Origin of the sequence: Pseudomonas furukawaii, assembly GCF_002355475.1 — a bacterium.
Taxonomy (GTDB): domain Bacteria; phylum Pseudomonadota; class Gammaproteobacteria; order Pseudomonadales; family Pseudomonadaceae; genus Metapseudomonas; species Metapseudomonas furukawaii.
In genome coordinates, this window is record NZ_AP014862.1 from 4823339 (window position 1) to 4844975 (window position 21637).

Annotated in this window: 24 protein-coding genes; all 24 read right to left on the reverse strand. The window is 65.6% G+C overall.

The annotated features are described in order from the left end of the window. Positions 1–9 precede the first annotated feature (9 nt). Positions 10–519 (reverse strand): DUF2514 family protein, encoded by a 510-nt coding sequence (locus KF707C_RS22255; protein ID WP_004421287.1) that lies wholly within the window; start codon positions 517–519, stop codon positions 10–12. Then, a complete protein-coding gene (locus tag KF707C_RS22260; RefSeq protein ID WP_004421286.1) occupies positions 516–1034 on the reverse strand; it encodes a hypothetical protein in 519 nt (172 codons plus the stop codon). The genes KF707C_RS22255 and KF707C_RS22260 overlap by 4 nt, the downstream gene beginning before the upstream one ends. Before the next feature lie 56 nt (positions 1035–1090). Further along, positions 1091–1447 carry a hypothetical protein gene (locus KF707C_RS22265; protein ID WP_004421284.1) on the reverse strand — a complete coding sequence of 119 codons (357 nt, stop codon included), beginning with the start codon at positions 1445–1447 and terminating at the stop codon, positions 1091–1093. Positions 1448–1450: 3 nt separating this feature from the next. Then, positions 1451–3406, reverse strand: a complete 1956-nt coding sequence (locus KF707C_RS22270) for a hypothetical protein (protein WP_004421282.1) — start codon at positions 3404–3406, stop codon at positions 1451–1453. Positions 3407–3410: 4 nt separating this feature from the next. Beyond that, a complete protein-coding gene (locus tag KF707C_RS22275; RefSeq protein ID WP_004421279.1) occupies positions 3411–3977 on the reverse strand; it encodes a hypothetical protein in 567 nt (188 codons plus the stop codon). A 27-nt stretch (positions 3978–4004) separates the two neighbouring features. Next, positions 4005–4202: a hypothetical protein gene (locus KF707C_RS22280; RefSeq protein ID WP_004421277.1), complete on the reverse strand. Its 198-nt coding sequence runs from the start codon at positions 4200–4202 to the stop codon at positions 4005–4007. After that, on the reverse strand, positions 4199–4786 hold the full coding sequence (locus tag KF707C_RS22285) for a hypothetical protein (protein ID WP_004421275.1): 588 nt from the start codon (positions 4784–4786) through the stop codon (positions 4199–4201). The genes KF707C_RS22280 and KF707C_RS22285 overlap by 4 nt, the downstream gene beginning before the upstream one ends. A 36-nt stretch (positions 4787–4822) precedes the next feature. Then, positions 4823–5509, reverse strand: a complete 687-nt coding sequence (locus KF707C_RS22290) for a hypothetical protein (RefSeq protein ID WP_004421273.1) — start codon at positions 5507–5509, stop codon at positions 4823–4825. A gap of 9 nt (positions 5510–5518) precedes the next feature. Beyond that, positions 5519–7180, reverse strand: a complete 1662-nt coding sequence (locus KF707C_RS22295; RefSeq protein WP_004421271.1) for a hypothetical protein — start codon at positions 7178–7180, stop codon at positions 5519–5521. Further along, positions 7177–7563 (reverse strand): hypothetical protein, encoded by a 387-nt coding sequence (locus KF707C_RS22300; protein WP_004421269.1) that lies wholly within the window; start codon positions 7561–7563, stop codon positions 7177–7179. Before KF707C_RS22300 ends, KF707C_RS22295 begins: the two co-directional genes overlap by 4 nt. A 1-nt stretch (position 7564) precedes the next feature. Continuing rightward, positions 7565–9331, reverse strand: coding sequence for a hypothetical protein (locus KF707C_RS22305; protein WP_004421267.1), 1767 nt, complete (start codon positions 9329–9331; stop codon positions 7565–7567). After that, positions 9331–9837: a hypothetical protein gene (locus KF707C_RS22310; protein ID WP_036992223.1), complete on the reverse strand. Its 507-nt coding sequence runs from the start codon at positions 9835–9837 to the stop codon at positions 9331–9333. The genes KF707C_RS22305 and KF707C_RS22310 overlap by 1 nt, the downstream gene beginning before the upstream one ends. After that, positions 9830–12640, reverse strand: a complete 2811-nt coding sequence (locus KF707C_RS22315; protein ID WP_004421263.1) for a tape measure protein — start codon at positions 12638–12640, stop codon at positions 9830–9832. The genes KF707C_RS22310 and KF707C_RS22315 overlap by 8 nt, the downstream gene beginning before the upstream one ends. Positions 12641–12742: 102 nt before the next feature. Then, on the reverse strand, positions 12743–13042 hold the full coding sequence (locus KF707C_RS22320) for a hypothetical protein (RefSeq protein WP_004421262.1): 300 nt from the start codon (positions 13040–13042) through the stop codon (positions 12743–12745). A 54-nt stretch (positions 13043–13096) separates the two neighbouring features. Further along, a complete protein-coding gene (locus KF707C_RS22325) occupies positions 13097–13384 on the reverse strand; it encodes an FmdB family zinc ribbon protein (RefSeq protein WP_036992222.1) in 288 nt (95 codons plus the stop codon). Positions 13385–13442: 58 nt separating this feature from the next. Next, on the reverse strand, positions 13443–14222 hold the full coding sequence (locus KF707C_RS22330) for a phage tail tube protein (RefSeq protein WP_004421258.1): 780 nt from the start codon (positions 14220–14222) through the stop codon (positions 13443–13445). Positions 14223–14280: 58 nt separating this feature from the next. Beyond that, the gene (locus KF707C_RS22335; protein ID WP_004421255.1) at positions 14281–14742 is read right to left on the reverse strand and encodes a hypothetical protein; all 462 of its coding nucleotides are present in this window, start codon (positions 14740–14742) and stop codon (positions 14281–14283) included. Then, positions 14739–15059 (reverse strand): hypothetical protein, encoded by a 321-nt coding sequence (locus KF707C_RS22340; protein ID WP_004421254.1) that lies wholly within the window; start codon positions 15057–15059, stop codon positions 14739–14741. Before KF707C_RS22340 ends, KF707C_RS22335 begins: the two co-directional genes overlap by 4 nt. 2 nt (positions 15060–15061) lie before the next feature. Next, positions 15062–16060, reverse strand: a complete 999-nt coding sequence (locus KF707C_RS22345; RefSeq protein ID WP_004421252.1) for a major capsid protein — start codon at positions 16058–16060, stop codon at positions 15062–15064. Positions 16061–16127: 67 nt separating this feature from the next. Continuing rightward, positions 16128–16763 carry a head decoration protein gene (locus tag KF707C_RS22350; RefSeq protein WP_004421251.1) on the reverse strand — a complete coding sequence of 212 codons (636 nt, stop codon included), beginning with the start codon at positions 16761–16763 and terminating at the stop codon, positions 16128–16130. Next, a complete protein-coding gene (locus tag KF707C_RS22355) occupies positions 16760–17965 on the reverse strand; it encodes a head maturation protease, ClpP-related (RefSeq protein ID WP_004421249.1) in 1206 nt (401 codons plus the stop codon). The genes KF707C_RS22350 and KF707C_RS22355 overlap by 4 nt, the downstream gene beginning before the upstream one ends. Next, on the reverse strand, positions 17962–19425 hold the full coding sequence (locus KF707C_RS22360) for a phage portal protein (RefSeq protein WP_036992235.1): 1464 nt from the start codon (positions 19423–19425) through the stop codon (positions 17962–17964). Before KF707C_RS22360 ends, KF707C_RS22355 begins: the two co-directional genes overlap by 4 nt. Further along, entirely contained in the window at positions 19425–19643 is a 219-nt protein-coding gene (locus tag KF707C_RS22365) for a hypothetical protein (protein ID WP_004421246.1), read from the reverse strand. The genes KF707C_RS22360 and KF707C_RS22365 overlap by 1 nt, the downstream gene beginning before the upstream one ends. Positions 19644–19656: 13 nt before the next feature. Then, a complete protein-coding gene (locus KF707C_RS22370) occupies positions 19657–21636 on the reverse strand; it encodes a phage terminase large subunit family protein (protein WP_004421245.1) in 1980 nt (659 codons plus the stop codon). Between the last annotated feature and the right edge of the window lies 1 nt (position 21637).

Consider the following 21637-nt stretch of genomic DNA (forward strand, 5'->3'; position numbering starts at 1 on the left):
GCCCTATCCCTATCCCTTCACCCGGTCATAGGCCGCCTCACAGGCCCGGCCCGCTACCCCCCTTCTGTCAGCCTCGGCAGCATAGAATCGAACAGCCTCTCCGAGCCGGCCGAACAGCTCGGCTCGCACTCGGGCGGTGGCGCCGGCTGCCTGGCTGAGCTGGGCAGTGACGGCATTGCCGCAGGCTCGGCTGCGCTGCTCGAGATCCGCGTATCGCTGCTGCAGCCGCTGCAGAGCATCCCCAGCCCGATCAGCATCAGCCCGGGCAACCTCCAATTCCCCTTGTGCATTCTGTTCCACCTCGTCGGCCGCCCGCTGGCGGCGTTGCTCTTCAGTCCTGGCCTGGGCGACGGCGCGACGATCGCGCTCCGAGACCTCCAGCCGATAGTCGGCCAGCTCGGACCGGGCGCCAGCGGCGTCGGCCTGGGCCCAGCTGACCCGCAACTGCTGCCCACCGCCCACCAGGGCCAGCGCCAGCAGCCACCAGCACCAGGCCGGCACCACCTGTAGCGCGTTCATTGCTGCACCTCGGCCAGGGCCCGGGCATAGTTCCGCGCCCACTTCTGCCGCAGCTCGGCACGCTGGGCCGGAGTGCCCCGGTCAAACGCACCTGGGCGCCAGGTGCGCAGGTAGAGCTGCCAGGCCCCCTCCTCGTCACCAAGGCGCGGCAGGCGCGCCGGGTCTGTCCACAGCAGCAGCCGGGCCAGGCCGGCGGCGAGCACGTCGTCATGCTCGATGGCCGTCCACACCGACATGGCATCCGGCGAGACGCCGCGCACCGCGCACAGACCCACGGCCAGGTCGCGCACACGGTGATCGTGGTAGCGCAGCAGGCCGGAAACCATCCCGCCGCCACGCTCCGCCTGCCACAGCGACCTGGCCGGGCCGTTGCCGTGCTGGCGGCGGTACCGCAATTCGCTCTCCTGCATGGCAATGGCCAGCAGCATCGCCTCAGCCTGGGCGCCGGACATTGGCGCAGGCAGCAACGCCAACGCCTCGGCCACCGGGCCGCAGCGCAGTTCTCTCGGGGTCATGGGAGTCTCCAGAATGAAAAACCCCGCCGGAGCGGGGTTGGTGGTTCGGTCATCCGCTACTCAGCGGGGAGTTCGAGAGGCGGCTCAGTAGCCGCCTGGTCACGCTTCCCGGCCACATGCCGATAGGCGCTGGCCAGTGCCACGTAGAGGTCCTGGTAGGTCATCTGCCCCAGCACGGCGCCGGTTTCCGGGTGCAGCAGGTCGAACGACTCGCCGAGGTTGCCCGCATTGACCGGCTCCACCAGGTTGCCCAGCGGTGTAATCAGCTCGCGACCATCCCCTAGAGCAATGACTTCTTCCTCGACAAAGGTCACCGAGGGATCACCCAGGTGCGGGCGCGGGTTGTTGACACCAAGGTAGCCGCAGCGCACCCAACGGGTGCCGGCGACGGCGCTTTCCTGATAGTCGGGCACGGTTTACTCCTCGTAGGTAATCAGCACGGTGAACGGCTTGGACAGGATGTTGGCCGAGTTGCTGGCGATGCACGACACCGTGACGTTGGTTGCATCGAAGCCGGTGCCGGCCTGATAGCCCGCGACCGGGTGGTTGGTCGGAATACCCTTGCCGGCCTCGTAGAAGATCGTCACCCGCACGTCTAGTATCTTCGAGCTGGTCAGGCCGTGCGCCACGGTGACCGCGTTCCCTTGGGCAGCGGCGGTGGTGCCGGTGAGCTTCTTCTGCTTGATCGCTGGAGCATCGGTGCCCAGCTTGGTGTAGCCGTTGAGGGTGGCGCCGGTGGCGTTGCTCAGCAGGACCGTCAGGCCGCTACGCACCAGCTGCACCTCACCTTGGTCAGCCGCCAAGGTGATGTTGTTGTTACCCGTCGAGCCCTTGCCGACATAACCGAGGCGGACCGGGGAAGACTGGTTGTCGTAGAAGGTCTGATAGATGGCATTCACCCCAGCCGGGGCGTACATACGAATGCTCTCGATGGAGCCTTTGGTTTGTAGCTGCCCCGATTCGATGACGGTAACGCCGTAAACACTGACCTTGGTCGAGCTGACTTCGACGCGGTAGGGCGCGACCCACGGCGACGCGCCATAGCCCATATACACGTACTCCACCACCCCCGCCGTCCCGTAACCGCCAATGCCGGCCTGAGTGGTTCCACCATCCACATAGGACAGCCCGCGCGCCCAGCCGGAACCGTAGTTGTCCGCCTCGTAGACGATCTGCGCCGACATATTGAGCTGAACGGCAGAAATCGTGCCGGTGAAAGTCGCACCGGACAGACTGGCCTTGGTCGCCGGGTCGAAGTTGTGGGTGGTGTACACCTCGCCCCAGCCGGTTGGACCGGAAGGGTCGCCCACCGAGCGGAAGAACAGTCGCCCCAGGCGGGCAGCCAGTTGCTGCTCGATAGAGCCCGTGACGCCTATCGTAATCCCGCCGCAGATAGTCGCCCCCAGCGGGCCGTCGCCGGAGGCCCGAAGGAAACGCGAGCCGAGCACGGTGGCGAAGTCTGCGGTGCCGGCGGCCGACATCAGGTTGGCGTAACCGGTGGTCAGTACGCGGCCCGACGTGCTGTCTGTGGTGCCGGTGACCTTGACTAGATCGTTGGTGCGCCACAGCCGCTCACTGGTGGTATCGCTGGCCGAGGTGGTGGCATCGCGGGTGGCCGCAGTGCCGAGACCAAGGGTTGCCCGTGCCGCAGGTGCATCGGCATCGTCCACCAACGAGCGACCAAACACGGTGAAGTCGGCCAGAGCCAGCGCGCCCGCACCGGTGAAGTAAGGCAACTTGTTGGCCGAGCCCGTCAAGTCGGCGAAGGCGCTCAGGTTGGCGTTGGCGTCCTGCTTGCCGGCCGGATCAAAGTTGCCGTCATGCCAGAGCGCACGCCGGCTGGACCACACGCCGTTGGCGTGCTGAGCGCGCACGTAGTAGCCCTCTGCGCCTGCGCTCGATACGACGCCACCGATCTGGAACTTGCGGTCCACCCCCCAATATTTCAGGGTCAGGTACGGCCCCCACGACGGCATCAGGTTGCTCGCCGCGTTGATCGAGTAAAGCCCGCCCGGCTGGCCGACGGTGTCCGGGTCTTGGATTGGCCCATCGCCGAGCAGGCCGCCGTCACCGACACGGGTGACGCGCCCAGCAGTGGTGTCGGTGCTGCTGGTGGTCTTCACCAGGTCATTGGTGCGCCAGAGCAGGCCGTCAGGCTGTCCGGTAGGCCCGGAGGTCACCCCGTAGTCAGCCGCCGCGCCCAGCCCAAGGCTGCCCTTGGTCGGCAGATTCATCGGGTAGCTGACTATGGTGCCCGAGGAGTTGGTTACGTACTGGTCGTAACCATTGCCCACGCGCACCAGGTAGATCGCATTGGGCTCCAGCGCACCCGGCAAGCTGGCCACCACCTTGTACAGCTTGAGTTCCGCCATGGGATCACCAGTTCGTGCCAGTCCACTCTGCGGGGATAGGGCTGCCGTTGAAGCGCAGCAGGCCGCCGGACTCGCTGAATTTGTCGAGGGTCGCCTTGTTGGCGTGGCTGTGAGCCTGACTCACTGCCGTATCGATCTGCGCCGGGGTGGAGGTGGGCTTGCCCTGGATCGCGTCCCAGGTCAGGGTCACGTCCATGGATTCGTACTCGGCCACCTTCAACCAGGTGGTGGTCGCCGGGTTCCAGGCGTAGAGCGCGGCACCCGAAGTGACGGTGGGGTCCGCGCTGGCGTCCTGCACCAGGACGAACACGGCCTGATCCAGGGTCGGCTCCAGGGCGTCCCGGGCCGCGATATCGGCCACGAACAACACGGGCGCCCCCGCGCTGGGCAAGCCGGCCAGCGCCTCGCTGATCAGGGTGTTGATCATTGCGCTGTTGCCGATGGACCGGGCCTCGCCGGCGGCGTTGGTCAGGTAGGACTCGGCGTAGGTGCCGTTCTCGACGTAGTAGAAGGCGTCAGCCTCCAGGCTGCCTGGCAGCGACGCGACCTTGAAGAACTTGAGCAGGGCCATAGGGCCTCCTGTTTCAGGGATTGAGGGTTACCACTCGCGGGACTGCCATTCGGCAGCGCCACCACCGGGCGGGCCCGGCGGGCCCTGGCCACCAGCCGCGACCACCAGGGTCTCGGGGTGCTCCAGAGTGACGGCGTACTGCTCGCCGCCCTCGACCAGGGCGGCGGCGGCCTGCGCCTCCACCACCAGGACGAAAGCCTCGACGGTCTGGGGCGTGTCGTTCATAGGGTCACCTGAGGCGAAACGGTCACGGGGCCCTCTACCCAACGCAGCACACTGCCGTCGGCGAAGGTCACCTCGAGGTCGTAGACCGCCGCAGCAGCCGGCAGAGCCCCGGTCTGCACCGCCGAGATCTCGCGCCGAATGGTCCCGGCCTGCTCGATGACCAGACCCTGTCCTGGGCCGGAGCCCAGTTCGAGCAGGAGCTGGCCGCCCGGACGGTCTCGGATCTGCATTCGTGCGGTGCAACTGATGAGGTCGACCGGAGCCAGATAGATCAGTTGCCCGCCCGCCGGCCGCTGGCCAACGGCGGACAGGGTGTTGATCTCCAGGGTGTTTTCATCCACACGCAGCGCCTGCCACGGGCGGCCAGTGACGGGCTGACGGTTGATCTCCGGCCACTGCTGGACACCCACCACCCACACCGGCCACTCCGATGGCACGCCGTGATCCGGCACCACCAGCCGAACCGGAGCCACCGCCTGAATGCTCTGGATGTCGCGGTAGACGCGCGTCGGCTGGCTCAGCCGGAGCACATCGCGAAACGTCGCGCCCTGAAACAGACGCAGGGGTACACAGGCCGGCTGCATGGCTGGCTTCTCCAGTGGCAATTGGTCAGGGGGTGATCAGGGGTAGTAGTACTGGCCGATATCGACGATTTCGATGGTCGCCGCCCACGGGGAGCCGCGCAGGCGCAGCCGGTAGGTCGTTTCACCGGGCAGGGTCACAATGTAGGGCGACTGCTCAGGACGCTCCGCAGTGGCGCCATCCGGTAGCAGGAAGGCCCATGCGCCCGCCACGTCGATGTTCAGCACCTGAGGCGCCCAACTGCAGTCCAGCTCGATGTCCGTGTCGTAGGCGCGCTGCGGGCGATCCAGGAACGAGAAGGCCTGCATCTGTAGCGTGCAGGTATCCGAATCCGGCTCCCAGCGCCAGGTGATGCCCTGCTCATCCACCACCAGCAGGTTCTCCTCAACGCGCACAACCCCGCGCGGGGAGGTGGCAGCAGCCGTGGCAGCGGCGGCCGTGAAACGGGCCGCGATGCGCGTACCCGTCGGCCAGTCGAGCGGCTGGCTGTTCACGCCGCGCTGCAAGGTACCGTCGCCGAACACACGCACGATCTCCCAGGCCGTTTCCACGCCACCGCCCACGGCGGCCAGCGTCAGCTCCATGTAGAACTCGTCCCGGCCGAGCAGGTCCGTGATCTCGGCCAGGCGCTCCGGCGGGGCCAGGTCCTCGATCACGCCGCCCCCCGAGGCCGACAGCGGCGCTACCGTGGCGGCGTTCCAGTTATCGATGAATCGCTGGGTCATGGGGTCTCCTCAAATCCAGCAGGGGCCATCGAACGCCCCGGAGGCGTCGGTGACGATGATTTTCTTCTTCGGTTCGTAGGTCGAGACACGGGTGTAGATCTCGTTCTGCCCCTCTCCATCCCAGGAAGCACCGGTCGCCAGAACACGCGTCGTGTAGGCCTCGAATACCTGGGCCGACTCATTCCTGAGGCTGACACCAACGGCCACCACCTGATTGCAGTGACGCTGGACGGAGAACACCGCGTCCTCCCAGCCAGTCAGGCTGTCCAGCCTCCAGATCCATCGACCGTTGTAGAGGTGCGAGTCAGGCCGCGACGCGCTCGTTAACAGAGGCCCCGAGAACGCCCGCGGACCGAACTGGCTCCCGCCCGGATAGTCCACCGTGTGCTCCAGTGTTTGAGCACCACGGATCTCCAGCCTCGCCGTCGTGGTCAGTGTCCAGTGATCCTCGGCGGCAACGTCGCTGCCACGCCGCTCAGTGCCGGACTGGGCCGCGCTCCATGTCACGCGCTCCACCTCTACGCCATCCAGGCGAATCACCCAGTCCACCGTCGTGTAGGAGTTGGTCGGCCTGCTCATCTCCCAGACCAGCGTGCTCGGCGTGCTGTCGCTGTAGAGGTACCCACTGGACGTGAAGGTGAATTCGGGGAAGCTCCCGGTGCAGGAGCTCTCGGCCGACAGCGTGAAGGTGCGAATCTCGTCGAGCTCATCGAACACCACCGTGACGATCCGCCCCGCCCAACGCTCAACCACGTCAGGGCTGCCGATCGACACGTCCTCGCGGCCTTCGCCGGCGCCGACGTAGTTCAGGCCGGTGTACCAGGTTCGGGTGACCATGTTCCCGCTTCCCGGGGGTAGCTCGATGACGTCGGACTCCGCCTCAAACACCCACCCCTTCAGCTCGCTACGCGGCCCCTCCTCCTCCCATTTCGGGAAACAGTCCGCACGGGTGTAGAGAACCTCCAGCACCGGCGTGAACGTCGGCCCATTGCCCTCCAGGGTCAGGAGCAGGTAGCCAATGGGAAACGCCGATCGGGTACCCGTGAAGTTCCAACGGTTGCGGATGTAGACGATGACCCGCCGACCGTCGCTGGAAATGGAATTGATCCCCAACTGAAACAGCGAATTGACGGGCGGCTCATACGTCGGTATCGCAGCCTGGCCGATATCCTCCAGAGTGCCGGAGAACTCCACCGGCGCCGATGGCGCGTCATCAAGGTAGCCAAACGGAAGCACTCGAAAGTTGAAGGTGGCGGCCTCGCCGGGGGTCACCTCGCCACCGGTAAAGCTGGTAGCGCCATACGTCCGCACCAGCCAGCGCTTGCCGGCCGGGTCGATACAAACCCACCCACCCAAGGCCTGACCGAACAGATGCAGGCTGCCGCCAGAGATCAGCGCGTAGTTCTGCCAGGCCCGGCCCTCGGCCAGCTCCGCCGCCAGCTGCTCCTCGGTCAGTGGTACCGCACCGATGCCGGGGGCCTGCAGCAGGTGGGTATCGCCCAGCGAGTCGATATCCCCGCCGAGGGGTGTCGACGGTGCACTGAAAGGCAATGTGCGCTTCACACCATTGATGGTGATCTTCGGATTGTACGATCCACCCTCTGCCAGGCCGTGCCAGGTGAAACCGAACGTCTCGATCTCATCCAGGGGATGAAAGTGGCTTTCGATCATGGCGTCACCGACGGGTCTGCAAACACCTGTTTCACCTCGGCGTCGTTCGCATCACGCTGGGTGATTTCCTTGATCGGCTGCACCCGGAAGGACAGCAGCCCGTCGGAGCTGAGCAGCGTCCGCTCCGCCCAGTGCGTCCGGTCGTAGTAGGAGGTTTCCGTGAGCGGGCTGGCTATGCCGCCGCCGGTCCCGGTCGTAGCCCGCGCGGGATCCCAGGTCCCCCGCCCCTTGGTCGACGGCCGGGCGCCCTTGCGCTCCAGCGTGTTGAGCGCCTGGACCTGGCGCCGCTGGGTCTCCAGCGAGTTCAGGTCGCGGCGCAGGGTGCTCGTGCGGGCAGCCGTCACCCCCGTGCGGATGGCCGCACGTTCTTCGGCAAGCGTCATGTCAGAGCTCCAGCAGGTCGTTGTCGATGGTCACCCGGTAGGTCTGCGCCACGGTGACCAGGTACTCGTCGCGGTGCTCTTCGGGAATCTCCGGCGCTGTCAAGTCGAAGCGCCGGGGGAACTCCTCGAGGGCGGGATTGATGTCCAGGTCGTTCACCGTGTAGTTGCCGGCGAAGCCGTCCAGTTCGTCGTCGTAGATCGGGCTGCTGTTGCGCGAACCGAGCTGGGTGGCCAGCTGGGTCGGACTCGGCGGCACTCCGGGCGGCGTGCTCGACGGGATGGCCGGCGGCGTCAGCGGATCGGCCACATCGCCACCGCCCTGGCTCACCGCCAGTTGGATGGAGGTGATGGCCGCCCCGGCATCCAGGTCCCATTCATCCGTCAGGTTGAAGACCCGGGCCCGACACTGCACCGGGTGCCCGAGAATGGTGTCCTGCACATGCAGGGTATGCTCCAGCCTGAACCCGCGCGTGTCGGAGGTCGGCAACTGAAACGCCAGGCGGTTGCCGCGATGGGCGGCGCGGATGCTGGTGGCGGCCATGGCCAGCAGGCAACTGATGGCATCAATGCGCCGTTCCTCTTCCCGCAGGTCCACCACCCAATCGCCCAGGGCATCCTGGATGGCGTCCGCCTCCGGTTCGGTGAAGGTCGCCCCTTCGAACTCCGCCTCGCGGTCGCTCTCGGTCTCCAGGGCAACGCGCTCGCGGCTGATCACCTCCCCCGCCTGGGCTACGCTGGCCGGCGCCTCTACCCGCAGGCTGTACTGCTCGGTAACCCGCTGACTCCAGCGCATGGCACTGGTCCAGGTGGCGCTCAGCAGCAGGTCAGGATAGGCGTTGGTCCAGCCGAAGGGCGGGTCGCACAGAGCGCCGCTGCCGGTCGCTGGCACCCGCCCCCAGTTCGCTGTGGCGAGAATCGCCTGGTAACCGGCACCGCTGCTGGCGGCCTCAATCATGGCAATGTCGGGCACCTCGGTGTTGTCATTGCGGCCCCAGGTGGAACAGAAGCCGTCGATGATGGTGACGCCCGCCACCGCCGGATGCTCCCAGCTGAAGTCCTGGTGCCGCTCGCGAAGGCGGATGAAGCGGTAGTCCGCCGCCACCTCCACCACGTTGACCCGGTCGTTGAGCTCTACTGGCAGCCAGTCCAGGCTGCCGTCCAGCACAGCCCCGGCCGGGATCACGAACGCCGTAGGTCCGGTTGCCCAGGGAGTCACCTGGAGCGAGCCCTCGACGGCGCGCTGCAAGCTGGCCGCCCGGGTGCTCAGGCGCTCCTGGGCATAGTCCCAGCGCGACCGCCCCTCCACCGCCTCGAACACGTCGGCCGACCAGAGGCCACCCACCAGGGCGTCGATGGCGGCCACGTCCATGGCCTCCACTTCCTCCTGCAGGCGGTCGCTGCACTCGCAGGCAAGCACGCGGGTCTGCAGGTTGAACTGAGGGCGGATCACCTGGCCGGTGAAGCGCAGAGTCTCCACCCAGGCCCCGTTCCGAAGGTCGCGGTAGTAGATCGCCACGCTCTGGCCGACGTAGCTGGCGGGATTCACCGCACCGGCATCCAGCAACAGGTTGAAGTCGGCCAGGGCCCGGGCGCCCTCCTCCCGCTCGATCCTGACCACTCCGGTGAGCAGATCGCTGGCGTCCACCCCATTGAGCATCAGGCGCACATCCCAGATCACCGACACCATGGGCTCGACGTCGACCGCATTCCCGCCGCCCGAAGCGCCGTTCAACTCGATGGTGTTCAGCTCCGATGCATTCAGCTCCATCAGATTTCCTCGGCGGTGATGGTCCAGTCGTGCATTCCGGTAGAGGAATCCTGCGCCTCCGGCGGAGGCTCGCAGAAGACCGTGAACACTGGCAGCCAGCACACCTGGTACTGCAGGGCTCCGGGAACCGGGGTGATGGTGAAGGTCCGGTCAGGCTCGACCACCACGGGCGTCCGATGCCAGTCGCCCCCCACATAGGCCAGCGCCCAGGGCGCATCGTCCGGGCGCGGAGTCCCCGGCAAGGTGCCGGTGAGCTCCGTAGTGGTCAGCGCCTTCTGCTTGGTGCAGCGCAGCTCCAGTGGCTGGTCGAAGTCGAGGCCCGAGAAGCCGGGGCCCATCCACCCGCTACCACGGATGGTGATCGCCGTTTTCCGCCAATGGCGCATCTTGACCAGCGCCCCGCCCGAACGGCGCCCAGTAGAGACACCACCGACCGGCGAATACTCCTCCACCGGAACGCCGCTCTGGAGGCGAATGGGTATCCCACCCAGCATCACCTCAACCATGTCTCTTTCTCCCGTACTTTCGCGACTCAACCCTCACGAGCGCGTCATAGGTTGGATTGTCTGCTTGCAGCGTGTAGGTGCCGCCGTCAGGTAGCTGGAGGATCACAGGGTTGCCGCCGCCAGCGGGCGCAGGCGGCGCGGCTGGGGTAGGAATAGCCGGGAGCGATCGCCCCCCAATCGAGCCACCCTCGGCGAAACGCGGCAGTCGCCGGGCATTCAGTTGGTCGAGCAGGGCCGTGCCGTAATGGCGCACGGCGTCCGCGCGCACCATGTACTCGCCGTTCGACCCCCACATCAGAATGCTGTCGCTGGTGCCGGTACCAGGCCCGCGCAGCAGCCCCCCTTGGGCGTACCCGGGAAACTCGACGCCGGTTGCGGTCGGCACACCGGGCGCCCCCATCTCGGGCGGCGGCACAACCTTGACCTGGATCGTCATCTGGTCGGAAAGGCCCTTCGCCAGATCGGCCATCTGCTGCTTCACCGTCTCCACGCTGCTGGCATCCAGGCCGAAGCGAATGGTGATGTTCTCCAATGCCCGGGCCTGGCTGGACAGGCTCTCCAGCTCCATTTTCGCCAGGCCTTCCTTGACCTTCGCGGCCTCGGCATCAACGCGGGCGGCCTGGTTGGCGATCGCCTCCAACTCCTTAGCTACGCCCTCGAAGCCGTACTCATTGCCGTCGCTCGCGCGCAACTGCCGCAGGATCTCGATCGCCTTCCGGGCCTCAGCGACAGCGCCCTCGGTATCGCCCTGCTGCAACTTCTGCCGCGCCGTCGCCTTCGCCGCCGTAACAGCACCGAAATCAGCCTCACCAGCGCCTCCCGCTGCACTGCCGAACTCCGCGGCCGCAGCACGGAACTCGGCCGCAATGCTCTCCTGTTGCTTGCGCGCAGCCAGCAGCTCAGAGTTCGCGCGGGCCAACAGGCTTCGCTGGTCGCTGATAGCCTGATTGAGGCTGCTCAGGAGCTCCTTGCGCGCCTGCTCCGTATTGGCCTTCTCCTGCTTCAAGATCTCTTGTCGACTGGCAGACTCCTGCCGCATCGACTCGGTCAGGTCGGAGTCACCCTTCTTGATGAGGTTGTTGGCGCCGTTGATACTCTTCGCCACATCGTTCAGAGCACCGGCAATGGCATCCGCTGCCCCTGACTCCTTGGCGTAGCGCCCCCAGTAACGTCGGGTCTCGGTGAAGATGCGCCGGAATCCGGCTCCGATCTCGGGGGCGAATGAGTCCATTTCCTGCCGAAGCTTCGGCAACTCTTTGCGCAAGGCGTTGGTCACCTGCTCTGCGGTCAGCTCGCCGTTGGCAGCCATTTCCCGTAGCTGGCCGATGGTCACCCCAAGAGAGTCGGCCAACGCTCCGGCAATACGATCTGAACCTTCAAGTACCGCATTGAACTCTTCGCCACGCAGCACCCCGCTGCTGATCGCCTGGGAGAACTGCTGGATGACCGATGCCGATTCCTCAGCAGAGGCGCCACCAATCTTCAGGCCAAGAGACACCGCCTCGATGGTCTCGAGGGTGGCCTGCTGATCCAGGCCGGCATCTCGCATGGGGCGCTGAAGCCTGGAGTACAGACCGATCAGGTCCGCCACATCGCCTTGCGTCCGGTCTGCAATCCGGTCCAGTTCAACCTGAGCCGTGTTGAACTCCCCCTGAGAACGAGTAGCCAAGCGCAACCTCGAGTCGAGGCGGCCGACTTCATCAGCGCCCGTCCCAACCTGAAGCGCGGCAGCACCCAACGCGGCGACTCCCGCCGCAGCCGCCGCACTGGCGCCTCCGCCGGAAACACGTGATAGCCCGGGGATCTCGCTGGCAGCACCTGACAAGGCCGCACCACCACCGCCGCCTGACATTCCCTTCAGCTCGGCCTTTGTCTCAGCAACCCGGCGCTTCAGCTGCGCCTGGGCAATGGCCAGCTCCTTCGTCGTCAGGGATCCGGAGCGACGCAGCAGTTCATACTGCTGCCGCAGGCCGGCAATCTCCTGCTCGGCAGCACGAGCCTGATTGATCCCAAGGTTGTCGCGAGCACGCTCCGCAGCAGCCAGGCGGGCCTCAACACCCGCCCGGCGCTGGGCGGCAGCCAGCTGAGCCACCCCCTGCTTCGCCTGGGCATATCGCCGGGCCTGGGCGGCAGCCTCCCGCTCTTCGGCGGTAGCCTGCCGTTGGGTCTGCTCACGCAGGTCCCGCAGGCGCGAAAGGGTTTCGCCGACATTGCGCCGATACCGGCTTTCGGCTTCGGCTCGCTCACGCGCGGAAAGATTGCCGTCCCGGGTCACCAGCTGGTACTGCTGCCGAAGTTCGACCAGCTTGCGTTGGGCTGTCTCTATCTCGCCGACACCGAGCGCATTCCGCGCCGCAGTCAGCGCCGCATCACTGCGCCCCGCGTCCATGCGGGAGTTGAACTCGGCGCTGAGACGCCGTTGCTCGGCGGCCAGGTTGCCGACATCAACCCCCGCGCCCTGCAGCTCTTCGCGCAGGTTGCGCAACTGGCCGATCTGGGCCAACTCCTGCCGCTCCAGGCGCCTCAGCTCAGTGGTGACGTTCCGGTAATCGGCCTGCAGCTCCTTCGAGGGCGCCTCACTCCGAACCAATTCATCCCGCAGTTGACGCAGGCGATCCTTGGTCGCAGCAATCTGCCGCTGGGTGCCAACGAGGCTCTGCCCGACATCTCGGAAGGAGTTGACCTGGCGCAGAGGTTTTTCCACCTCCTGGACCAGCCGACCGAACTCCTTGCGGAATCCGGCTACTTCGCGCGCAGCGTCATCAAGGTCAGCGGTCAGCCGCAACTCAACTTCAGGGTTCATCAGCTCACCCCTTCAGGGCACGGAGGAATAGAGACCAGGGGTAACTCAACACCTGGTGGTGGCCCACCCGGACCAGCGTGCAAATTGCAGACTCCAGGGCGCTCAGGCTGCCGCCGGAGCCTTGCTTAGCCGGTCCAGTAGCTCGAAAAAATGGGGGTTCTGCTCCTTGGCCAGCTTGATGACCTCGGCTACCTGACTGGGTGTCATGGCATCCAGGGCATCCTCGGAGAGATTGGTCATGACCCTCAGGTCAGACAAGCGGCACTCCTTGAACAACAGGTCACCGAAGATATCCCCGCCGCGATCGGCGAAAATCACCCGAGCCTCAGCCACAGTGATTTCCCGCACCTGGACTTCGCGCCCGGCAATGGTCTTGGACTTGATGGTGATAGCGTCGGACATGAATCCTCCGGACGAAAAAAAACCCGCGTAAGCGGGTTTCCAGGGCGTCAGGCCCTACATTTTTGAAAGGACGCCGAAGAAGGCGCCGAAGAAGATCGTCAGTAACGCACCAATGACGGCCAGGATGATCAGGGCTGGAATGGAGGCCAACGCTGCCTTCACCATAAACCAGACCATCGAGTTGAAGCTCATCTGGAAATCCACTACCACCACCTGTTGGGGCCTAACGTAGTCGCCAGCAGCACCGACATGCCGCATGGTAGCGTCGGCACATACCGGGCATTCGGCTTCAGCCTGAATCTGTTTCAAGGTGAATTCGTAGCCACAGTCATCACACTTCATCAGGGCATCCCTCCCAAATTGGAATGGGAGGGAATGTAGATCATCCGCCGGTCCGTCGTCACGGCGCTGGCAACGGCTTTTCCTTCTGGATCTTCATGTAAGCGGACTTGCCAGTGCCACGCGTAGGATCGGCCAGCACCTCGACGGCGACGTTCATGCCCATGAAGTCTTCGGTGCCCAGCCAGTCGAGCGACTCGGCCGGCGCGAACTTGCAGCGCCAGAAGCGCGGGTTGATCCGCTTCATGGTGCCGGCACCGTTCTGGCCTTCGAGCAGGATCTCGAACTCCTGGCTGGAGTTAGTCAGGACTTCGATTTCGTCGAAGGCGGCGCAGGTATAGCTGACCTCGACGGAGTAATCGCCAACCGCCCCCTCAATCGCCGTCGCCAGGGCCCCGCCGGGCAGCACTTCGATGCCGGAACCGGTCATGCGGTAGTCGTCATCTTCAACGAAGGTCGTGGTGCCGGTGGCAGCGTCCGTCACCGAGGTAATGGTGAGGGGCATCTTCTCCAGGACGATGGTCTTGTCGACCTGGGCGATATGAGCCTCATCGGCCACGGCTGCGGAGGGGACCTCAGAGACGTTGGCCCAGAGATTCGCAGCGATGTTCTCCGTGTTGAACTCACGGAAGTTCATGGCCAGGGTCAGGGCAGTGATTCGAGTCTTCTTGTCGAAGTTCCCGCCCTCCGGCGTCCGGGTGTTGGCCAGGATGATCTCCTGGGTTTCGGTCGCCTGAGTCACCGTCGAGACCAGCCCCACGTCGCGGAAGGGCAACCCGGTACCAGCAGGACGGATCTTGACGATGCCGCCGAGAATTACAGTTTCGATCGTGCGAGCCATGGAGTGGCCTCCAGAAAAAGCGAAACCCGCACAGGGCGGGCTCGTGAAGTTGATGTATTCACTGCTGGATCAGGGTGGTCAGGTAAACCGGCAGGAGGAAGGTGGCGCAGCTGAGCCCGTCACCTGGTGGAAACGCGTCAGGCGTACCGAACTGGATTCCCGTCACGCCAAGCGGCAACCACTTGAGGAAGTTCTTGTGGCCCGGCAGCAGGCAGCGCATTACATCCAGCTGCAGGTCTTCAAGCGCCGACTCGTAGCTGGTGCCGGCCTCCACCGCGCCGACGATGCGAAAGCCTGGCTGCAGCTTGATCGCCCCCGGGCCAGCCGCTGGAGGCTGGCCACGACCCGGCTGCACAACCAGCAGCGGGTATGCCACCGTCTGGGCCTTGATCACCTCATTCAGCCAGCCGGAGTGCACATTCGCACCGACATTGGTGAGGTAACCATCCGCCACGCTGATGGTGGAAAGCCGGGCCAGAAGGGCTTCCCGACCTGCGGTCAGAGGATTCTGATTGTTCATGGTTGCACCTGGCAGGCCGCAGTGACCATGTGACCGTCGTCGGCGATGATCTCTTCGACGAGGTAGCGGGTCGGACCAACGATGAAGACCCCACCTCGCGCCACGCAACCCAGGGCTGCGCGGCGGCAGGTGATGCCCACCGCATCAGTGAGGAAGACCCCATCAGGGCCCGACTGCTGCAGATTGCGGTCGATGATCAGTTCGATGCCGCAATGCAGTCGACCCGATACCCCGTCCAGGTACTGGCCGACCGCATCACCCAAGGAGGACATGATCTGTTCGTCCATGTCCTCCACCAGCTCGCTGAACCCGACCATGGTCAGATGGTCAGCTCGCGCACCGACAGCGGGCGGGTGCAGAGGTGCAGCGGGTTGGACTGCGCCTCGCCGGCCACGCCCTTGTCGAACGGCATGCGCTCCAGCTTGGCGTAGTACGGCAGGCCCTCGGTGTTGACCACTTCCATATAGTCGGCGGGCGCGAAGGCACTGATGAACAGTTCCGGCACACCCTCCGGTACCAGGTAGGCGCGGTCATCCGCCACGAAGGGCTTGCCGGCATGCTTGCCGCGGTAGCGCTCCCAGGTGATGCCACCAAACTCGAAGGACTGGCGACGATCCCCGCGCAGCTCGGCCGCCTGCAGGGTATTCAGGTAGGTTTCGCGGACGCGCGGGTGAGAGATCAGGTCGTTCCACAGCCGCTTCCCGCAGAGAGCGCGGGAGCCGGTGCTGGGGACCTCACCGAGTTCGTCTTCCTGGATATCCAGCACCTCAGTGAGGTGAGCACTCACGTCAGTGTCGGCATTACCCAGTTCCAGGGAGAAGGGCTTGGGCTTCTGCAGGCCGAAGGAGCGATAGATGTCCACCAGCACGGTCTTGCCGTCGGCATCGACCACTTGTCCCTTGACCGCGCCGATGCGCTGGTACTCGTGGGTCAGGTCCAGTTGGCGGCGGGCCTTCTCGATGCGCGTGTTGACCACGGCCTGAGCGCCCTGCAGCTCCGTGCGGCTGCCGACGGCACGGATACCCTGGATCTCGTCGGCCAGGATCTGGAAGGTTTGCGGCAGGTGAACGGTATTGAACGGTACAAGCACGCGCTTGTCGCCGGTCACGACCTGGCCAACCCCACCACGGGCCTTGGCTTCGACGAGGTTCAGGGTGGTGCCGTCCTTCTCGATCTGGACGACCAGGCTGGGCACTCCCCGTTCCTCGAACAGTTGCAGGGCAGCCAGTTGGCCATACACGACGTGATCCTCGTTGATCACGGCCAGAAGCGCTTCGACGGTGAACGCCTCGTCTTCGAAAATGCTGATTTCAGCCATGTGATGCTCCTGAAATGCGAAACCCCGCAGGGCGCGGGGTCTAAGTGGAATGAAGGTGGGTTGGGTATCAGGTGCGGAGGATCAGGCCCAGGGCCTTGAGGTCGGCTCGGCCGGGGGTATCCAACCCCGTCAGCAGCGCTTCGATCACCTCGGCATCACGAACGACCGCCACCGCTTTCACGTCGACGTCCGTGGCGTCGACACCGGCATAGAGGATGCCGGTGGCCGCGCGGCGGCCGTCATCGGTGCCGTCGTCGTCGTAGGCGGTCCATTCGCCCAGGTTCGCCAGCACTGCGAGGCTGAATCCATCACCCACTGCGAAGTCGGTGGAGCCATCGGCCAGGGTGAAAGTCAGCCCACCACCCGTGAAGGCTTGACCGACCTGGCCCTCTCCCACCAACCGGCCCAGCGGATCGGTCACCTCGAACGTCCCGCCGTTGGCAGCGGCCTCGGTGATTTCCAGAACGTAGGTGCCGGTGATCGCCTCGCTGGTCACGGTGACGGAGCCGACAGTGCCATTGCCGGTGTTGCCGGGCTGCGCGGTCGGAGTCAGGGCATTGGCGGCGGTGATCATCGCCAGCAGGGTGCCGGCGCGGAGCATGCCGGAGCCGGCGCAGATCACGATGTTCTCGCGGCTGCGGGAGCCGTTGGCCTCCGAGAGGAGGAACTCGCCGGCATGTACGCCTTCGGTCTTGATGGTCATGCGTGTTTTCCTCCTTTCGAGGCGTTGGTACGGCGCCGGGCGTAGACATCACCAGGCACCGGGGGTTGGTAAACGGTGTTCTGCGGCAGGTCGTCCAACCGCTGCTTGTTGTCGATCTCCAGCGCGCTGCTGTTGCTGGCGATCTTGTCGAAGAGCTTGACGCGGGCACCGTCGGCATCGAGGCCCGCTTCGATCAGTCCCGGCGCCTCATCGGGCAACTTGGCGACCAGGCACACCGCGCGAACGGCTTTGGCCCGATCCAGCTGTGCTTTCACTTCCGCAGCACTCTTGAGTCCGCTGGCCTTGATCAGCGCCGGCACGCAGGCCGACAGCCCGGCCGCGGCACAATCGGCCGCGAGCTGGGCCGCCAACGCAGCCGTTTCGGCGCTGTCCGGTTCGGTGGGCGGGTCATTGGCGGGTGGATCAGACGGCGCCGGGTCGTCGTCATCGGCCTCCGCCTTCAACAGTTTCAGGGCCTCCGGCGGGGTGTTGCGGTAGCGGTTGAGGATCTTGCCCAGGGCAGCATTGGCGGCCATCGGCTGACCTTCCCCGAGGACCTCATCGACGAAGCCCATGGCCTTGGCCTCGGTGGCCGTCATCCAGGTCTCTTCCTCGATCAGGCGCTTCAGCTCGGCCTCGTCGATGCTCAGGGCGCGATGCTGGAAGCTGGCCACGATGCCCTCGAAGGCCTTGTCCATCATGTCGGCCATCTTGCGCAGCTCACCGGCATCCCCCGCGATCCACGTCCACGGGTTGTGGATCATGAACAGCGCGTTGTCCGCCATCTCCACCCGGTGCGCCCCACAGGCGGCCACGCTGCCGGCACTGAAACACGCACCGTCGATTCGGGCGGTGCAGCGCTCTCCCAGCCCCCGCAGGATGTTGTGCATGGCGATCCCGTCGAAGAGATCGCCACCGATGGTGTCGAAGCGGACCAGCACTTGCGACACACCATCATCCTGAGCCTTGAGGTCCCTGATGAAGTCGCCGGAGGTCACCCCCCACATGCCAATCTCGCCGTAGATGAAGACCTCGATGACCTTGGCCGAGCCCTCGCCAACGGCCCGGATGTTGTACCAGTGTTCGGCTTGCAACTCCGGCAGCCCCGCAGCCTTGTTGAGGATCCGGGGAGCTGCCAGGGTGCAGATGCCCAGGCTCCCGAGTACCAGCGCCAAGGCCAGTTTCAGGTTGTGCTTCATCATGGTGTGTCCTCTTTGTCTCCCGTCGGCTCACCGGCCGGCTGGGTGTCGGTGGTGTACTCCAGGCCAAGCTCCTTGGCCCGGGCGTTGTCCTCGGCGTTTTCCTCGTCGATCTGCTGGGCGTCGTAGCCGGTGCGCAGGACGTGCTCCGACCGACTGGCCAGGCCGCCCTTGATCTCCAGCAACTTGCCCTGCACGTCCTGGACGGGGTGCAGGTAGGCCCAGCCTTGCGGAACCCAACGGGTGCGCAGGTACTCCCGGCGGCGCGCGGTGAAGTCCGGCAGGTCCAGCGCACCGGACAGCCAGGCAGCATCGAGCCATGCGGCACGAACAGGGCGGCACAGCTGGTACACGTACACGGAGAACTGGAGTTGCTCGATGCGCCGCCGGAACTCGTTCAACAAGACCCGGAGCACCCGATCGCTGATGTCCCCCATGTCGCCGGTCAGCAGCTCATACGGCAGGTCGACCCCAGCCGCGACGGCCTGCAGTTGCTGACGCATGAAGTCGACGTAGGTGTTGCCGGCGTCGGGCGGGTCGGAGAAGGTCACCTCCTCCCCATCCATCAGCTCCTGCATCGTCCCCGGCTCCAACCCCACCATCGGGACGCCATCGGCATCCTTCTGCACGGGCTGGCCGGTGATGGGGTCCAGCTGCGGCGGGCCATCGCCTCGGGGCTTGGTGATGAAGCCGGCGAAGAGGTTGGACACCTCCTGCCGGAACAGCACCGCATCGTCGTAGTTGTCCAGAGCCTTCAGCCGGAGCAGCACGGGCGCCAGGCGGGGGATGCCCCGCAACTGGCCACCCTCCAGGGGCTCGAAGATGTGCAGCACCTGGTCGGCCGGGACGCGGTTCAGCTGGTTGTAGTTCGCACCGGCCGCGCGTGGGTCACCCGGGTGGGACTTGTACATCCAGTACGCCACCCGCTTGCCTACCTGGTCGAACTCGATGCCGGCGCGGACGACGTTGCCGCGTCGGGTGGTGAAGTTGCGGTCCAGCGGCACGAACTCCGGCGCCAACACCTGCAGTTGCAGCGGCACCGAAAGGCCATCCTCGGGGCGCCGGTAGCGCAACCGCACGAAGCATTCGCCACTCTCCTCGACCATCCGCGCGATCAGGGCCTGCTGGCCGTAGAAGTCGGTGCGGTCGTCGGCGTCGGACTCGTCGGTCCAGTCCTCCCAGAGTTGATTGACCCGCTCGCGCAGCGCCTTGTCGGCAATGCGCGAGCGCGGGGTGATGCCGGCGCCTATCAGGCTGCTGACCCGGCGCGAGATCGCACTGAAGGCATAGGGGTCGTTGCGGACGGCCGCCCTGGAGCGCTTGCGCAGGGTCGGCAAGGCCGGAATCGCCACAGTGTTCAGGGCCGCCTCGGGCGCATCCCAGGCTTGGGAGCGGCGCCCTTGTCCGGCCCCTTCATAACTCGCCCTGATGCGTGCGGAGGTGTGACGGATACGTCGCGCCATCATGCCCCCTTGCCTTTGCTGTAGAGCCGTACCTGCCGGGGACGCCCGGACACGTTCTCGCGGGCCGCCTGCGCCGCATACTGCTCTTCCAGCATGCGGAGGCTGGCCAACTGAGCGCGGTCGATCTGGCGATCCCCTTTTCGTACCGACTGGCCCTTGGCGAGGATCTCGCTAATGGCCGCCTGGACTTCCTCCAGGCGCTGCTGTGCGGTGCTCATGGTGGCCTCGGTGTTATCGGCGTTTCAGGTAGCCGCTTCGGGAGAAGCGGCGGCTGGTGGTGGCGGTCGGTGCAGATGGTGGTGCGACCACCGCCGCGGGTGCTTCGGCCATCGGGCCGGACTCGCTCGAGTGATCAGCGGCCTCCGCCGGTTCGGCGAACAGACTGGACTGCGAAACCGCCTGTTTAAGCCGCTCCCAGTCGTTCACGCTGTAGCGGTGCAGGCCCAGGTAGTGGGCCATGGTCAGGTTGTAAACCAGCAGGTCGAGGCCCTCGTTTCGGTCGGACTTGGCCTTTACGTACTCGGAACGCTTGTGCCCCTTCACGTAGCGGGTAACCCGCCGCTCGGCCGTGATCTGGTCGTAGAAGTCGTCCGGCAGGTCCTTGGAGAAGTGGAGCGCCCCGGGCCCTTCCGTCAGCGGGTAGCGGTGATAGATCCAGTCCTTGGCCGTGTCGGTGCCCACCATCCACAGCTCAACGCCGCCCTTCTCGGTCTTGCCCTGCCAGGTCACGTCGACCTTCGACGGCCGCTGAGCGATCACCGGACGACCCGGCTTGCTGTGCCCCTTCACGGCGAAGACGTTGCGCCAACGGCGCAGCCGGGCGAACTGGTACACCTCGTCGGTGTGGTGACCACCCGAGTCGACGGCGGTGGCGAGGATCGCCAGCTCAACGCCCGAGGCGTGCCGGTAACGGCGTTTCAGCTTCTCGTCCAGCAGGGCCCAGGTACGGGCATCGGAAGGGTCGCCGACGATCACTTGGTGATCGACCGTCCAGCGCTCCAGCCCTTCCCCCCAACCGAGAACCAGCAGTTCGAGGCGGTCCCCCTGGGTGTCCACCGCAGCCGTCAGCAGCAGCACGCCGCGCGGCGCGAAGCCCAGCGGGAAGTCCTCCGCGCGCTGCTTCAACTCGGAGGCCTTGGTCATCTCCTGAGCACTGTCCCAGACCCGTGCCAGACGCGTGTTGTAGAACGTCTGCATCGGCTCCAGGTCGCCGCGATCCTGCTTCTCCTTGGCCTTGTCGTACTGCTTGGCCAGGCTGGTCCAGCTCAGCCAGCCGAGGGGGGAATAGAGCGCGTTCAGGTGAAAGCTCACCGTCTCCCCATCGCCCTCGGCATGGGCACGCCATTCGCCCCGGGCGAGCATGTCGGCCTTGTGGTGTTCCTCGATCAGGCAGCCGCAGTCGGCATTGCTGCAGAGGTACTCCACCCGGCTGTAGTCCGGGGTGTACTTGAGGTTCTCCCACTCCAGCACCTGCATCTCGCCGCAGTGCGGACAGGGCACGTAGTAGTGACGCTGGTCGCCCTGCTCGAACAGGTCGGCAATCTTCGACACCCCCTTCAGGGTGGGCGAGCTGGAATAGTAGAACTTCGCCCGCCGGCCGAAGGTCGATCCGCGCGCCTCAGCCAGCTCGATGGGGTCGCCCTCGTCGTTGAGGTTGATCTCCCAGCGGTCCACCTCATCGCCGTAGATGTAGCGGGCAGACAGCTCGGCCAGGTTGGCCGCAGCACCCGCCGTGGTGCAATAGAGCGTCCCTCCCTCGAACTCCTTGGTGTCCATGGTGTTGCGGGCATCGCGCGACCTCGGCTTGGCCACCCGCGCCTTCAGCTCAGGCACCGCTTCGATGTTCTTGCTGATACGGCCGGAGACACGCTTGGCCAGGCCCAGGGTGGGCAACAGCGCGAGGATGTTGGCCGGCGCCATGTGGATGCACCCGCCGATCCAGTTCAGGCCGATCTGGGTCTTCATCAACTGCGAGGCGACCATGGTGACAACGCGCATCGCCGGGTGAGTGGGCGACAGGCACCGCATGGGCTCACGGGCATAAGGGGTGCGGTCGGTGTGGTACTTGCCGGGCTCCGCAGCGCCGGTATCGCGCGGAATCCTCTGGAACTCGTCCGCCCACTCGTCCACCCACAGTTCAGGGTCTGGCTTCAGACCCCGCAGGTATGCCGCCCGGTACGCGGCGGCACCGTCGGCATACTGGTGATCCATG

Bases quoted from the DNA above. Each gene is read 5' to 3' on its own strand.
- KF707C_RS22255 (WP_004421287.1), bottom strand. From the start codon at position 519: ATGAACGCGCTACAGGTGGTGCCGGCCTGGTGCTGGTGGCTGCTGGCG.
- KF707C_RS22260 (WP_004421286.1), bottom strand. From the start codon at position 1,034: ATGACCCCGAGAGAACTGCGCTGCGGCCCGGTGGCCGAGGCGTTGGCG.
- KF707C_RS22270 (WP_004421282.1), bottom strand. From the start codon at position 3,406: ATGGCGGAACTCAAGCTGTACAAGGTGGTGGCCAGCTTGCCGGGTGCG.
- KF707C_RS22275 (WP_004421279.1), bottom strand. From the start codon at position 3,977: ATGGCCCTGCTCAAGTTCTTCAAGGTCGCGTCGCTGCCAGGCAGCCTG.
- KF707C_RS22280 (WP_004421277.1), bottom strand. From the start codon at position 4,202: ATGAACGACACGCCCCAGACCGTCGAGGCTTTCGTCCTGGTGGTGGAG.
- KF707C_RS22285 (WP_004421275.1), bottom strand. From the start codon at position 4,786: ATGCAGCCGGCCTGTGTACCCCTGCGTCTGTTTCAGGGCGCGACGTTT.
- KF707C_RS22290 (WP_004421273.1), bottom strand. From the start codon at position 5,509: ATGACCCAGCGATTCATCGATAACTGGAACGCCGCCACGGTAGCGCCG.
- KF707C_RS22295 (WP_004421271.1), bottom strand. From the start codon at position 7,180: ATGATCGAAAGCCACTTTCATCCCCTGGATGAGATCGAGACGTTCGGT.
- KF707C_RS22300 (WP_004421269.1), bottom strand. From the start codon at position 7,563: ATGACGCTTGCCGAAGAACGTGCGGCCATCCGCACGGGGGTGACGGCT.
- KF707C_RS22305 (WP_004421267.1), bottom strand. From the start codon at position 9,331: ATGGAGCTGAATGCATCGGAGCTGAACACCATCGAGTTGAACGGCGCT.
- KF707C_RS22310 (WP_036992223.1), bottom strand. From the start codon at position 9,837: ATGGTTGAGGTGATGCTGGGTGGGATACCCATTCGCCTCCAGAGCGGC.
- KF707C_RS22315 (WP_004421263.1), bottom strand. From the start codon at position 12,640: ATGAACCCTGAAGTTGAGTTGCGGCTGACCGCTGACCTTGATGACGCT.
- KF707C_RS22320 (WP_004421262.1), bottom strand. From the start codon at position 13,042: ATGTCCGACGCTATCACCATCAAGTCCAAGACCATTGCCGGGCGCGAA.
- KF707C_RS22325 (WP_036992222.1), bottom strand. From the start codon at position 13,384: ATGAAGTGTGATGACTGTGGCTACGAATTCACCTTGAAACAGATTCAG.
- KF707C_RS22330 (WP_004421258.1), bottom strand. From the start codon at position 14,222: ATGGCTCGCACGATCGAAACTGTAATTCTCGGCGGCATCGTCAAGATC.
- KF707C_RS22335 (WP_004421255.1), bottom strand. From the start codon at position 14,742: ATGAACAATCAGAATCCTCTGACCGCAGGTCGGGAAGCCCTTCTGGCC.
- KF707C_RS22340 (WP_004421254.1), bottom strand. From the start codon at position 15,059: ATGGTCGGGTTCAGCGAGCTGGTGGAGGACATGGACGAACAGATCATG.
- KF707C_RS22345 (WP_004421252.1), bottom strand. From the start codon at position 16,060: ATGGCTGAAATCAGCATTTTCGAAGACGAGGCGTTCACCGTCGAAGCG.
- KF707C_RS22350 (WP_004421251.1), bottom strand. From the start codon at position 16,763: ATGACCATCAAGACCGAAGGCGTACATGCCGGCGAGTTCCTCCTCTCG.
- KF707C_RS22355 (WP_004421249.1), bottom strand. From the start codon at position 17,965: ATGATGAAGCACAACCTGAAACTGGCCTTGGCGCTGGTACTCGGGAGC.
- KF707C_RS22360 (WP_036992235.1), bottom strand. From the start codon at position 19,425: ATGGCGCGACGTATCCGTCACACCTCCGCACGCATCAGGGCGAGTTAT.
- KF707C_RS22365 (WP_004421246.1), bottom strand. From the start codon at position 19,643: ATGAGCACCGCACAGCAGCGCCTGGAGGAAGTCCAGGCGGCCATTAGC.
- KF707C_RS22370 (WP_004421245.1), bottom strand. From the start codon at position 21,636: ATGGATCACCAGTATGCCGACGGTGCCGCCGCGTACCGGGCGGCATAC.